Here is a 12,536-nt window from a genome sequence, read left to right as displayed (position 1 = left end):
ATCTCTTAAAAATTCTTGATATACATCAATAATCTTTACACTCCAACGGCCTAAACTGACACTGTCAATTATGTAAACCCTTACCAATTTACATTTAAATAACAAAAAAGGTTGACCCATGGACACACATGCAGCCCTATATGAACAGGGAAAGGCGCGCTTAGATGCGTTACGCCAATTCGCTCCCCGTCAACAACAATCGCTGATTGAGAAAATGCAACAGCACGGTATTAGTCGCCGTGATTTTATGAAGTGGAGTGCCATGGTGACGAGCATGCTCGCATTACCACTCCCCTTTAGTAACTTAGTGGCCGAAGCTGCCGAATTAGCCGATCGTGTACCCTTAATCTGGTTACATATGGCCGAATGTACTGGCTGCTCCGAATCTTTAATTCGTACCGATACCCCCAATCTAGACTCACTGATTTTCGATCATATTTCCTTGGAATATCACGAAACCTTAATGGCTGCAGCGGGTTGGCAAGCTGAAGAGAACCTCGAACATGCACTCGAAACTTACAAGGGCCGCTATTTACTGGCCGTTGAAGGGGCGATTCCGACTGCAAATAACGGCAGTTTCTTAACTGTGGGTTGTAAAGGCCACACAGGGTTAGAAATCATCAAGCATGCTGCTGAAGGCGCCGCCGCGATTATCTCTGTCGGCACTTGTGCGGCGTTTGGTGGGGTGCAAGCCGCTTATCCAAACCCAACGGGGGCTAAAGGCGTGCATGAAGTGGTCACTAAACCCGTGATTAACTTAGGCGGTTGCCCACCGAGTGAAAAGAACATAGTCGGCACTTTGATGTACTTCATCATGTTCGGAAAATTACCTGCGCTGGATATGTTTAATAGACCTAAATGGGCTTACGGCGCACGGGTACACGATAACTGTGAACGCCGCGGCCGCTTCGATGCTGGTGAATTCGTTGAAGAATTTGGCGATCACGGTGCGAAAGAAGGCTACTGCCTTTATAAAGTCGGTTGTAAAGGTCCTTACACCTACAACAACTGCCCAACCGAGCGCTTTAACCATCACACTAGCTGGCCAGTACTCGCTGGACACGGTTGTATGGGTTGCTCAGAACCTAACTTCTGGGACGATATGGCTGACTTTGAAAAACCCCTTGGCCGTCAACTCCTCCATGGATTGGATGCGACCGCAGATACTATTGGTGCGGTGATTTTAGGCGCGACTGTGGTGGGCATTGGAGCCCATGCCGTTGCCAGTATTTTTGCCAAACCGCTGGAGGAATAACCCATGAGCAAGCGCGTTGTTATCGACCCTATCACACGTATCGAGGGTCACTTACGTATCGAAGTCGAAGTTGATGAAAATAACGTCATCAACAAGGCTTGGTCATCCTCCACACTTTGGCGCGGTATTGAAGTCATTCTCAAAGGCCGCACGCCTATGGATGTTGGCCTTATTGTGCAACGTATCTGTGGCGTATGTACCTATTCCCACTACCGCTGCGGTACTGAAGCGGTTGAAAATGCGTTAGGAATTCAAATTCCATTGAACGCAAGATACTTACGTTCATTAATGCAAACCTCTTTATACATGCACGACCATATTGTCCATTTTTACCATCTACACGGCTTAGATTGGGTTGATGTGGTTTCTGCACTGAGCGCCGATCCTGCTAAAGCGGCACAAGTTGCCCTGAAATACACAGACCATCCCATAGCGGCGGGTGAAGGTGATTTAAAAGCGGTACAAGAAAGAGTTAAAGGCTTTGTCGAAACGGGAAAATTAGGTCCATTTGCCAACGCTTATTGGGGCAACGGCACCTATAAATTTACCCCAGAGCAAAACCTTATCGCGCTATCTCACTACCTTAAAGCGCTTGAAGTACAACGTGTTGCGGCAGAAATGCTAGCCATATTTGGTGGTAAATCACCACATCCACAATCCGTTGTTGTCGGTGGTGTAACTTCGGTGCGCGACATGCTCAGCCCTGCTCGCCTACAGGAATGGAAGCAAAAACATGCGACAGTAACTGACTTTATTCTGCGTGCCTATCAAGCAGATATCGTGATGGCAGCCGAAGCCTTTGGTACTGAACCTAGCGTGTTGGGCGGCGTAAACGTGAAAAACTTCATGGCGACCGATGACTTTGTCTTAGCCAATGGCGAATACATGTTTAATCAAGGCGTGATCATGAATGGCGACCTTGCCGGCGTCAGTGATGTGAATCCAGATCTGATTGCCGAAGACGTCAGCCACGCTTGGTATAGCGCCGATGCGCCGCAGCATCCCTATGACGGTACAACGATTCCTAATTACACTGGTTTTGTTGAACGCGACACTGTCTACGGCAAATTGCCAACACTGGATGGTGATGGCAAATACTCATGGGTGAAATCTCCCCGTTATCAAGGTGAACCCGTCGAAGTGGGCCCATTAGCCTGCCTATTGGTGAGCTATGCCCGTGGTAACAAAGTGGTTGTGGATTCGGTCAATGCCCTGCTCGCTCGCACTGGCTTACCCGTTGCCGCCCTATTTACCACTTTAGGTCGCACCGCAGCCCGTATGTTGCAGACAGTTATCGTCGCCCAAGAAGGGTTAAAAACCTTTGATGCGCTGCTGACGAATATCCAGTCCGATGAATCTACCTATGTAAAACCCAATATTGATCCAAATAAAGAGTATGTAGGTCACGCCATGATCGAGGCGCCACGCGGCATGTTAAGCCACTGGATCCGCATTAAAAATGGAGTGATTGAGAACTATCAAGCCGTGGTACCGACGACCTGGAACGCAGGTCCTGTGGATGCCAACGGTAAAATGGGTCCCTATGAAGCCTCTTTAATTGGCTTGAAACTGGAAGATCCTACTAAGCCCCTTGAGGTGATACGTATTATTCACTCATTTGACCCTTGCATGGCGTGTTCTGTACACGTAATGGATTTCAAAGGCCAAGCATTGAGCGAGTTCCGTGTCAGTCCCAATGGTCAATAATCGAGGGAGGGAACGCAAAATGAACCATTCTGCAACCCGCATTCGGACACTGATTTTTAGTCCGGCAATACGGATTTTTCACTGGCTCAGGGCACTGTCAATTCTGGTGCTAGTGATCACCGGATTCTATATTGCTTGGCCGTTTCTTGTGGCGCCTGAAAGTACGGACGTACTCGTACAAGGCTGGATCCGCTTCGCTCATCTGATTTGCGGTTTTGTACTAACCGCAATCACTTTAGTGCGCTTCTACCTGTATTTTTTCAGCCGAAGCGACATTGAGCGGCGCTCATTTCGCGATGTCATGAGCGTAAAAAGCTGGATCACTCAACTGAAATCTTACTTATGGATGGGGCACTTACATAAAGCCGGTGTCTATGGACCGCTGCAATTTGTGACTTATGTAGCAATCTCACTGGTCGCTCTTGTGATATGTATAACGGGTCTGGTGTTGTACGCCAATGTGTATCACCAAGGTTTAGGTGGCATGCTTTGGGGCAGCGCCGCTTGGATCACGGCACAAATGGGTGGGCTCGCACAAGTTAGGATTTGGCATCACTACTTAACTTGGGCATTTGTTATCTTTGTGGTTATCCACGTCTATATGGCGGTTTGGTCAGGGATACGCTTCAAACATAACTCAGTTGACTCGATTGTCTCTGGCTATGACTACCCAAAGCCAGACTCACACCACTAGGAGTCCAATGAAGATATTGCTACTCGGTATTGGCAATGTCCTGTACGCCGATGAAGGCATCGGCGTACATTTTGTCAATTATATAGCTGATAATTATCAGTTTACCCATGAGTCCCATCAGCTAACGCTGCTCGACGGCGGCACCTTGGCTCAGGGACTTATCCCTATTATTTGCCAATACGATTATTTAATCGTGGTCGATACAGTTAATGCCAATGGCGTAGAAGCGGGCGAAGTCTATTTCTTCGATTTTGATAAAGCGCCGAAGGAAATCGACTGGCAAGGCAGCGCCCATGAAGTCGAAATGCTGCAAACCCTCAATATGATGGAAATGGTTGGCGACAGGCCTAAAACCTTCGTGCTTGGCGTCACCCCAACCGTGCTCGAACCTATGGTGCTAGGCTTGACCCCTAAAGTCGCCGCCGCGGTACCGTTAATGGAATCAAGCTTGTTATCCCACTTAGCCTCCCTTGGGTTCACTGCAACGCGTGTTGCCGAGCATAGTATCGACTCGCTGATCCCTGACTCTTATAAACGTGGCGTTACTACTGGTGAAAGTATATAGAAGATGAAAAACATCAGATTTGATTTTACCTGCTCACGTCAGGTGCCTTTGTATGCGCATTTATGTAATCAATATCTAAATTACGATGAGCTAAATATCAGCATAGGCTGTGATGGTCAACATAGCTCAGGTCAATATAGTGCTGGCCAACATGACTTTGGCCCTCAAAGCTATTTTATTGAAGCTCAGGGCGAGCAAAACCAACTAGAACAATTGGCCGATGCCATTGCCGCGGACTTTTTGATTTCCGCTTGGTTGATTGACTCTAGTATTAAAGTCATCGACGAGCCCCAGGGCAGTAAAACCTTACTGCCCTTTCCACAGTCTGTATCAAGCCCTGCCATAGTGCCTTTTTGCCAGCATTGTTATCCGTTGATTGGCGATAATCAGTCGGCTAAGTTTGGCACACTCGATTTAATTTGCCCTTGCTGCAAGGGCGAAACACAATTAACGTCCGCACAAAAAGCGTTAACCTTGTCAGATATTAAAGCCATGGCACAGGGACTGCTGACACAAGGCCCACTGACATTAGCGGCCGCCGATAATCTGCAAATCAGCCTGACACCGTTTGAGCAGCCCTTAAGCGAGCGGCCACAACTGTTAATTTGTAATCCCAATACGCTGAACGCCCATTTTTGTCTGAACGATGCGCAGGTGCTCGCGCTTTCGAGTATTGAAAAGCCGCTTATCTGCGCGAGACCCACGCAAGAACACGACAAACTCAGTGCGCCGCTGTACGACATTTGCTTTGCCTACAGCCGAGTGATCTTAGTGCTCGGGGAAGTATTACGACAAAAAGGGGTCGATTGGGTTTACATTAAAGGGCCGCATAATAGGCCGAAGCTAGCGTGGGTCGATGGTGCTTGGGCACAAATCGCCAGTCACGATTTAAGCTCAACACAGGTTCAAACCAAGCACTTTATCGCTCCAGAACCCTTAAGGGAAAAAGTCAGTTTTCACGGCTATCAAGCCCAATGGCAAGCGGCGAAACGTTCACGATCGCACCAAGGCGAACTGAGTGTGGCAGTATTAACTCAAGTACCGTCAAGTGAAGACAGTGATATTCATTGCACTAGTATCCTAAGCGATAATAATCAAAATACAGTCAACACAGAAAATCACACCCTTGCAGACGCTGCGCTATTCAGTGCGCTGCTCAACGGTAAATTTACCAGTCATAAACAGGCAAAAAATGCCGCGGTCATTTACTTAAGCCATAGCCACGCCAGTCAAATTGTCACCTGCGATAATAAGGGCGACACTGAACTTTTCTTCGCCCTGCCCGAGCTGCCCGATAACGGTTACGAAATCTTCCATCAACTGGACAGCAGTCCGCAAAAAGCCGTAGCGCAAAAATTTAAGAGCTTGTTCCCCGAAGATTACCTAAAACTTTTAAGCCTAAAGCTTCACGGCAGACGGGACAACTTACAAAGCCTGTGGGCGATTGCCGCCATATTAATTGGCCTTAATACACAAGAAGAGACTCAAAGCCAAGCAAGGCTCAGCGATGCACTCATGGCCGCCGCCATGCGCTACCACGGTGCCAATGCACCGCGTATCGATTATCCGCTGACCAAAGGTGAAGCCCACCGCAGCCTAAATTGGTGTAAAACCTTAGGCACAGTGTTAAGTTTTCGTATTGCGGGTAATGACGATCCGAGTCAGCTTGCCTTTGCGATGCAAGACTCGCTGGCGGACTATTTATCTAACTGGATCGAGCATATCGACTTAAATATCGGCGTGCACAATATAGCCTTAGCGGGCAATGAATTAATCAATGAAACCCTGTGCAAACGCATCAGCTTACGCTTAGGCAAAAACTTTCCATTGGTGATCAATCGCAGCCTAGATTTAGACGGCGATAACTTAGCCGTTGGGGCACTTTACGTTAAGCAGCGCCAACTGAATGCCCATGATTAGGAGGCCAAAAGTTAAGTCACAACGCATGAAGCCACATAGGCATAATAGTCGCCACAAAAAGCACAGTGACCTGCAGATAAAACGAAGGCTCGCGTTGGAATACCTTGTCCACAAGGGAGCTACGTTAAAGCGTTGTCAGTTGCACGTCACTGGCATAGTACAAGGGGTGGGATTTCGCCCCTTTGTCTATCGTTATGCCCTTGAGTTTCAACTGACGGGTACTGTGCTCAACAATGCCAAAGGCGTGACCATTGAGCTGCAAGGTAATGATGAAAACCTCACTCGCTTTATCGCAGTACTCAATACCACCCCGCCGCCACTCGCCCGTATCGACAATATCAGCCAAATACCACTGCCGATTTTATTAAGCGAAACCACGTTTGAGATTATAAAAAGCGACAGCCATGAGGACGATGACCCAAGTTCACCGATAGGTGCGCAGGTGGCGGTATCGGCGGATAAAAGCACCTGCCAAGATTGCTTGAACGATATGCATAATCCTGATGATCGTCACTTTGGCTATGCCTTTACCAACTGCACTAACTGTGGCCCTCGATACACGATTATCAATGCTTTACCCTATGATAGACACAACACCGCCATGGCCGATTTTGACATGTGTCCCGAGTGCGCCAAAGAATATCAAAACCCACTCGACCGCCGCTACCATGCCCAGCCCATAAGTTGCCCCGCCTGTGGCCCCAGACTCAGTTTAAAAACACCGCAAGGGGAATACATCCTTCCCAATGCCTCAAATGTCAGCACACCTGAATTAAGTACGGATCTTACGGTACTGACAGCAGCGGCTGACAGATTACGCCAAGGGCAGATTCTGGCAATTAAAGGATTGGGTGGATTTCACTTAATCTGTGATGCCCGAAGTGACAATGCCGTCAATACACTTAGGCTGCGAAAACAGCGCCAAGCCAAGCCGCTAGCGGTGATGATGGCAGATATCACTATGGCACAGCACTATGTCACAGGGACGGATGCCGAGTGGCGAGTGCTGAGTTCGCAGGAAAGGCCCATAGTGCTGATGAGCAGCCGAGCCGAACATGATCTCAGCTTAGCTGTCGCCCCCAATCTGAATAAACTCGGGGTATTTTTACCCTACACACCGCTACATCATTTGCTATTAGGTCTCTTCAAAGGGCCATTAGTTGCAACTAGCGCCAATGTTTCCGGTGAACCTATCATCACTGATTGTGATGAGCTTATTAGTCACTTAAGCCATGTGGTGGATGCGATAGTCGATCATAATCGGTCGATTATTAATGGCTGTGATGATAGTGTGGTGCAAGTGATCCAGCCGCAACTGGATTCCTCCGCAGAGGTGCAAGTATTGCGCCTCGCCCGCGGCTATGCACCGTTAAGTTTCCCCTTAGAGATACCGCTGACCCAATCGATTTTGGCCGTGGGCGCACAACAAAAAAATGCCATCGCCTTAGGCTTTGGCAATAATGTGTTTTTAAGTCCCCATATTGGCGACCTGTTCAGCGTCAGCGCCGAGCAATATTTTGAGCGCACCTTAGCCACTTTTGCTCGGTTGTATCACTTTACGCCAAATCTTATTATTTGCGATAAACACCCAGATTATGCCCCTTCACGCTGGGCTGAAATGCACTCAAACTCGAGTGTAAAACTCAGCGATACCCGTCAAAATCAATGTTTATCGGTGCAACACCACCATGCCCATGTGCTCAGCGTAATGGCAGTTAACCAATATCGAGATCCCGTATTGGGCTTTAGTTTTGACGGTACTGGGCTTGGCGACGATGGCAGTTTATGGGGTGGTGAAGTGCTATTAACTACGCTCGATAAAGCGCAGCGACTGGCCCATTTTGAGCCCATAGCCCTGCTAGGCGGCGAGCAAGCCATTAAGCAACCCGTGAGGTTATTACTGGCATTATTGTTCGAACAAATGAGCCTCGATACTGTGCTCGCATTACAATTACCTATATTAAACAACATGCGCCCAAACACTCTGACTAACTTACATAAGATCTGGCAGAACGGCAGCGCGATAAAAACCTCCTCTGTCGGGCGACTGTTCGATGCCCTCGCCTGCGCCTTAGGCTTAATAGAAACCACACTGTTTGAAGGTCAAGCGGGCATGGCGATAGAAGCCGCGGCCAATCGCGCCGATGCATTAGCCCTTGAAGTCATTTCGCTTAACTTACCTCTTGACATCGACCAGTGGCGAAGCAGTGAGATGTTCAAGCAAATTGTTGAATTGATTACAGCACAACCGCTAACAGACAATAGATGCTATGCCATCGCCCGCGCCTTTTTACACACATTAGGTGATGCTATCTGTGATTATGCTGCCCAGTATCAACACCTCCCAACTGTGCTCTGCGGTGGCGTATTTCAAAATAAATATCTATTGGAATACTGCCTGAACAAGCTCTGCGCCCAAGGAAATAAAATGTTATCCAGTAAACAGATACCCATCAATGATGGCGGCATCGCCCTAGGCCAACTTTGGTATGGCATTCATCAGAGTCAATAACCTTACTTATTTGATAACCCCTGATGTTCGCTCGCCATTTTTATCCCCATAAACCTGACGAACATCAAAGATCCGTAGCGCAATTTGTATCACACTCAACATTAGCGTAACCAAATTAACGATTCGTACATCAATCATTATTTGTCAGGCAAAGTCCTCGTACTCTGCCGATACAAGGAGAGGTAAAATGTGTAAAGACTGCGGCTGCTCCCTTACCCGCCACGACCATGATCATCTAGGCGCGCATGCCCATAGCCATGAGCATAATCATGACCATTCACATACTCATGAGCATAGCCATCAAGAGTTACACACAAATCCTCAGTTAAACGATAAAAAAACCTTGTCAGTCATCCACAAAATTTTAGATAAAAATGATGTCGAAGCAGGTCATAACCGCGCCCACTTTGAGGCACATAACATTACTGCCTTCAACATCATGAGTAGCCCGGGCAGTGGCAAAACCACCCTATTAGAAAATCTCAAAGAATACACGCAGCTCAACTATGCGGTGATCGAGGGCGACTTAGAAACCTCACGCGATGCCGACCGCCTCATCGCTAAAGGCATTAAGGCCTATCAAATTCAAACGGGCAGCGCCTGTCACCTCGACGCCTTTATGGTGCACGGTGCCCTACATCATCTGCCGCTTGAAGGACTCGATATTTGCTTTGTCGAAAACGTCGGTAATCTCGTCTGCCCAGCCAGTTATGATGTGGGCACTCACAAAAATATCGTGCTGCTATCAGTGCCAGAAGGTGATGATAAGATTGAAAAATATCCTGTGATGTTCCGCCGCGCCGATGTAGTTTTTATCACAAAGTGCGATCTACTGCCCTATTTTGATTTCAAGATGGACGAAGCCAGAGCGCAGCTTAAAAAACTCAATCCAGCAACTCAAATTATTGAAGTCTCAATTAAAGATGGCGACTCCATGCAGGCTGTAGCCGCTTGGCTTAAAGACAATATTCGAGGTGCACAATAATGTGCTTGTCCATACCTTCCCAAGTGGTGGCGGTCGATATTGAGCGCCAGAGTGTCACCGTCGATACCTTAGGCGTGCGCCGCGATGTCAGCAGTCATTTAATGAATGAGCCACTGGAAATTGGCGACTATGTGTTGATCCATATTGGTTTTGTGATGAACAAAATTGATAAGGAAGATGCGCAGCAAAGCATTGATCTATACAAAGAAATCGTCACTAAGCTTGAAAATGAAGCCATACACTGACCATCAGCAGTGCAGGATTAAGTCGCAAGGCGCACCCCTATCGAGTGCACCGAGGAAAAAGCATGCTTGAACTAAGACACCTCTATCAAGGCTTTCGCGATCCCCAAACGATTGCCAATTTAGCACGGGATATTCAGTTAACCGCTAAATTGGTTAAGCAACAAATCAATATCATGGAAGTCTGTGGTGGCCATACTCATACGATTATGAAATACGGCTTGCTAGATTTACTGCCAGATAATATTGAATTTATCCATGGTCCTGGCTGCCCAGTGTGCATTATGCCTAAAGAGCGCATCGACCAAGCCGCGGCGCTTGCCTCCCAAGAAAATGTTATTCTTGTGACCCTGGGCGATATGATCCGCGTGCCCGGTTCTCAAGGCTCTTTAGCCAGTTTTAGGGCCAAGGGCTGCGATATTCGCCCAATTTACGATCCCTTAGATACGCTCAAAATTGCCCGCGAGAATCCCGATAAAACCGTAGTGTTCTTCGCCATTGGCTTTGAAACCTCAACCCCAATGACAGCAATTTTGTTACAACTGGCCGAACAAGAAAAACTCGAAAATCTACTGTTTCATATCAATCATGTATTAGTGCCACCCGCAATTGATGCCGTGATGCACGACCCAAAAGCGAGGGTCAACGCCTTTATCGGCCCAGCCCATGTAAGCGTGATCAGTGGCGCAAAAATCTATCGCAGCACAGTCGAAAACTATGGCACACCCGTAGTGGTGGCAGGATTTGAGCCCGTCGATGTGATGGAGTCGATTTTACGGATTGTGCGCCAAAAAGCCGCGGGTAAAGCGGAGCTCGATATCCAATACAGCCGCGCGGTATCGGAAAACGGCAACCTCACGGCGCAGGCCAAAGTAAATCAATTCTTCAATGTCAGACCGCAATTTCGCTGGCGTGGACTAGGCCCAATCCCCAATTCAGCGCTGCAGCTTAAACCCGAATATGCCCACAGAGACGCCGAACTGCGCTTTAAAGACCGCCTACCCGTGAAGGAAATTGACGATCATAAAGCCTGCCAGTGCGGCGATATACTTCGTGGGCTTGCTAAACCAAAGGACTGCAAAGTTTTTGGCCGCGGCTGCAATCCCGAAACGCCCTTAGGCAGTTGCATGGTCAGCTCCGAAGGTGCCTGCAATGCCTATTACCGCTATCAAGGTATCGATATCAAGGAGCCACATCATGGCTGATACACTTAAAGATAAATCCATTCAACTCAGCCACGGCGGTGGCGGCAAAGAAATGAATAAACTGATCCGTGATCTGTTTTTTGCCGAGTTTGATAACCCAATCCTTCGCAGCGAAGAAGACGCTGCTAAACTCGATTTGCACGGTGCCAACGCCTTTACCACAGACTCTTTCACCGTATCCCCTTTATTTTTTGCCGGCGGTGATATCGGCAAGCTCGCCATCGCAGGCACAGTAAACGATCTCGCTATGATGGGCGCAGAACCTCAGTATTTGAGTTGTAGTGTGATCATCGAAGAAGGCTTTTCTATCAAGGATTTAACGACGATTGTCCGCAGTATGGCGAAAGAATTAAAACACAGTGGTGCACGGATTGTCTGCGGCGACACTAAAGTCGTACCCAAGGGGTGCGCCGATGGTTTATTTATTAATACCTCAGGCATTGGTCGCATCTTGCGTCCCAATATTTCCGCGGCGAATGTCACCGTGGGCGATGCCATTATTGTCTCCCGTGATATTGGCTGCCACGGTGCAGCGATTTTAATGGCGCGTGAAGGACTCACGCTCGAATCAGCATTACAAAGTGACTGCGCGACGCTCTGGCCCATAGTCGAGCAATTGATCGCCGCCAATATTCCCATTCATGCGATGCGCGATGCGACTCGCGGCGGCTTATCGGCGGTGCTCAACGAATGGGCTGTCGCCTCCAATGTTGGCATCACAGTAAATGAAGCCAGTATTCCCGTCAGCGATGAAGTCAAAGGTCTGTGCGAACTCTATGGTTTCGAAGCCATGGATCTCGCCAACGAAGGCACTTTCATCCTCGCAGTTCCCAACGACATCGCCTTAGGTGCGCTCGAGATCATGCAACGCTTTGGGCGCTGTGAGCATGCAGCGATAATCGGCACTGTGAGTGAGGATTTAGTGGGGAAAGTCGTGCTAAGAACGCCTTGGAATACTAAGCGTTATCTCGATCTTCCCCAAGGTGAACTGCTGCCAAGGATTTGCTGATGCACGAATATTCGATTGTGAGTGCCCTGATTGAGCAATGCGAACAGCACGCGCTGGCCAATCATGCCGATAAAATCACCCGAGTAGATATCAAACTGGGAGTCATGAGCGGGGTTGAACCTAGCCTGCTACAAACGGCCTTCGATACCTTTAAGCTCGATGGGATTTGCAAAGAAGCCCTACTCAATATGCAAATTCAGCCGCTAGTGATACTTTGCCAAGACTGCAAGACTGAATCCGTACTGAGTGAGCGCACGGTCGTCTGCCCTGCGTGTCAAAGCTTTCGTACTCGCGTACTCGATGGCGAAGATATGTTACTGATGCAACTTGAGATGGAACAGAACGAGGATTAATCACCCACGATACGCATTGTTAACGACAGCGCTATTGATAAAACGCTCTATAAATAAAGAGTGCTATCAATAAATAACGCCCTTCAACA

The 12,536-nt window shown here is 48.2% G+C and carries 11 protein-coding genes; all 11 read left to right on the top strand.

Features of this window, described 5'->3' with window-relative positions; genetic code table 11:
- Nucleotides 1–118 precede the first annotated feature (118 nt).
- The 11 genes from hyaA (at nucleotide 119) to hypA (ending at nucleotide 12,447) form a co-directional block, all read left to right on the top strand.
- The gene (hyaA, locus tag CKQ84_RS18215) at nucleotides 119–1,255 is read left to right on the top strand and encodes a nickel-dependent hydrogenase small subunit (RefSeq protein WP_105252283.1); all 1,137 of its coding nucleotides are present in this window, start codon (nucleotides 119–121) and stop codon (nucleotides 1,253–1,255) included.
- Between the two features lie 3 nt (nucleotides 1,256–1,258).
- Nucleotides 1,259–2,962: a nickel-dependent hydrogenase large subunit gene (gene hyaB / locus CKQ84_RS18210; protein ID WP_105252282.1), complete on the top strand. Its 1,704-nt coding sequence runs from the start codon at nucleotides 1,259–1,261 to the stop codon at nucleotides 2,960–2,962.
- A 19-nt stretch (nucleotides 2,963–2,981) separates the two neighbouring features.
- Complete coding sequence (gene cybH / locus CKQ84_RS18205; protein ID WP_028760178.1) at nucleotides 2,982–3,656, top strand: Ni/Fe-hydrogenase, b-type cytochrome subunit; 675 nt, start codon at nucleotides 2,982–2,984, stop codon at nucleotides 3,654–3,656.
- A gap of 7 nt (nucleotides 3,657–3,663) precedes the next feature.
- A complete protein-coding gene (locus tag CKQ84_RS18200; protein WP_105252281.1) occupies nucleotides 3,664–4,221 on the top strand; it encodes a HyaD/HybD family hydrogenase maturation endopeptidase in 558 nt (185 codons plus the stop codon).
- 3 nt (nucleotides 4,222–4,224) lie between these two features.
- A complete protein-coding gene (locus CKQ84_RS18195) occupies nucleotides 4,225–6,141 on the top strand; it encodes a NiFe hydrogenase (RefSeq protein ID WP_105252280.1) in 1,917 nt (638 codons plus the stop codon).
- A gap of 94 nt (nucleotides 6,142–6,235) precedes the next feature.
- Nucleotides 6,236–8,653: a carbamoyltransferase HypF gene (gene hypF / locus CKQ84_RS18190; protein WP_105252279.1), complete on the top strand. Its 2,418-nt coding sequence runs from the start codon at nucleotides 6,236–6,238 to the stop codon at nucleotides 8,651–8,653.
- A gap of 187 nt (nucleotides 8,654–8,840) precedes the next feature.
- On the top strand, nucleotides 8,841–9,638 hold the full coding sequence (gene hypB / locus CKQ84_RS18185) for a hydrogenase nickel incorporation protein HypB (RefSeq protein ID WP_105252278.1): 798 nt from the start codon (nucleotides 8,841–8,843) through the stop codon (nucleotides 9,636–9,638).
- Nucleotides 9,638–9,883: a HypC/HybG/HupF family hydrogenase formation chaperone gene (locus tag CKQ84_RS18180; RefSeq protein WP_028760183.1), complete on the top strand. Its 246-nt coding sequence runs from the start codon at nucleotides 9,638–9,640 to the stop codon at nucleotides 9,881–9,883. Before hypB ends, CKQ84_RS18180 begins: the two co-directional genes overlap by 1 nt.
- Nucleotides 9,884–9,945: 62 nt before the next feature.
- Nucleotides 9,946–11,085 (top strand): hydrogenase formation protein HypD, encoded by a 1,140-nt coding sequence (gene hypD / locus CKQ84_RS18175; protein WP_028760184.1) that lies wholly within the window; start codon nucleotides 9,946–9,948, stop codon nucleotides 11,083–11,085.
- Nucleotides 11,078–12,094 carry a hydrogenase expression/formation protein HypE gene (gene hypE, locus CKQ84_RS18170; RefSeq protein WP_028760185.1) on the top strand — a complete coding sequence of 339 codons (1,017 nt, stop codon included), beginning with the start codon at nucleotides 11,078–11,080 and terminating at the stop codon, nucleotides 12,092–12,094. The genes hypD and hypE overlap by 8 nt, the downstream gene beginning before the upstream one ends.
- Nucleotides 12,094–12,447, top strand: a complete 354-nt coding sequence (gene hypA, locus CKQ84_RS18165; protein WP_105252277.1) for a hydrogenase maturation nickel metallochaperone HypA — start codon at nucleotides 12,094–12,096, stop codon at nucleotides 12,445–12,447. The genes hypE and hypA overlap by 1 nt, the downstream gene beginning before the upstream one ends.
- The last annotated feature ends 89 nt before the right edge of the window (nucleotides 12,448–12,536 follow it).

It is taken from the genome of Shewanella sp. WE21 (assembly GCF_002966515.1).
Lineage (GTDB): Bacteria > Pseudomonadota > Gammaproteobacteria > Enterobacterales > Shewanellaceae > Shewanella > Shewanella oncorhynchi.
Note: the sequence above shows the minus strand (reverse complement) of the source record. Positions and strands in the feature narration are given on the sequence as shown.

Excerpts from the sequence above, each read along its gene's own strand:
- CKQ84_RS18180 (WP_028760183.1), top strand. The coding sequence starts at position 9,638 with ATGTGCTTGTCCATACCTTCCCAAGTGGTGGCGGTCGATATTGAGCGC.
- hypB (WP_105252278.1), top strand. The coding sequence starts at position 8,841 with ATGTGTAAAGACTGCGGCTGCTCCCTTACCCGCCACGACCATGATCAT.
- hypA (WP_105252277.1), top strand. The coding sequence starts at position 12,094 with ATGCACGAATATTCGATTGTGAGTGCCCTGATTGAGCAATGCGAACAG.
- CKQ84_RS18195 (WP_105252280.1), top strand. The coding sequence starts at position 4,225 with ATGAAAAACATCAGATTTGATTTTACCTGCTCACGTCAGGTGCCTTTG.
- hypD (WP_028760184.1), top strand. The coding sequence starts at position 9,946 with ATGCTTGAACTAAGACACCTCTATCAAGGCTTTCGCGATCCCCAAACG.
- hyaB (WP_105252282.1), top strand. The coding sequence starts at position 1,259 with ATGAGCAAGCGCGTTGTTATCGACCCTATCACACGTATCGAGGGTCAC.
- CKQ84_RS18200 (WP_105252281.1), top strand. The coding sequence starts at position 3,664 with ATGAAGATATTGCTACTCGGTATTGGCAATGTCCTGTACGCCGATGAA.
- cybH (WP_028760178.1), top strand. The coding sequence starts at position 2,982 with ATGAACCATTCTGCAACCCGCATTCGGACACTGATTTTTAGTCCGGCA.
- hypE (WP_028760185.1), top strand. The coding sequence starts at position 11,078 with ATGGCTGATACACTTAAAGATAAATCCATTCAACTCAGCCACGGCGGT.
- hyaA (WP_105252283.1), top strand. The coding sequence starts at position 119 with ATGGACACACATGCAGCCCTATATGAACAGGGAAAGGCGCGCTTAGAT.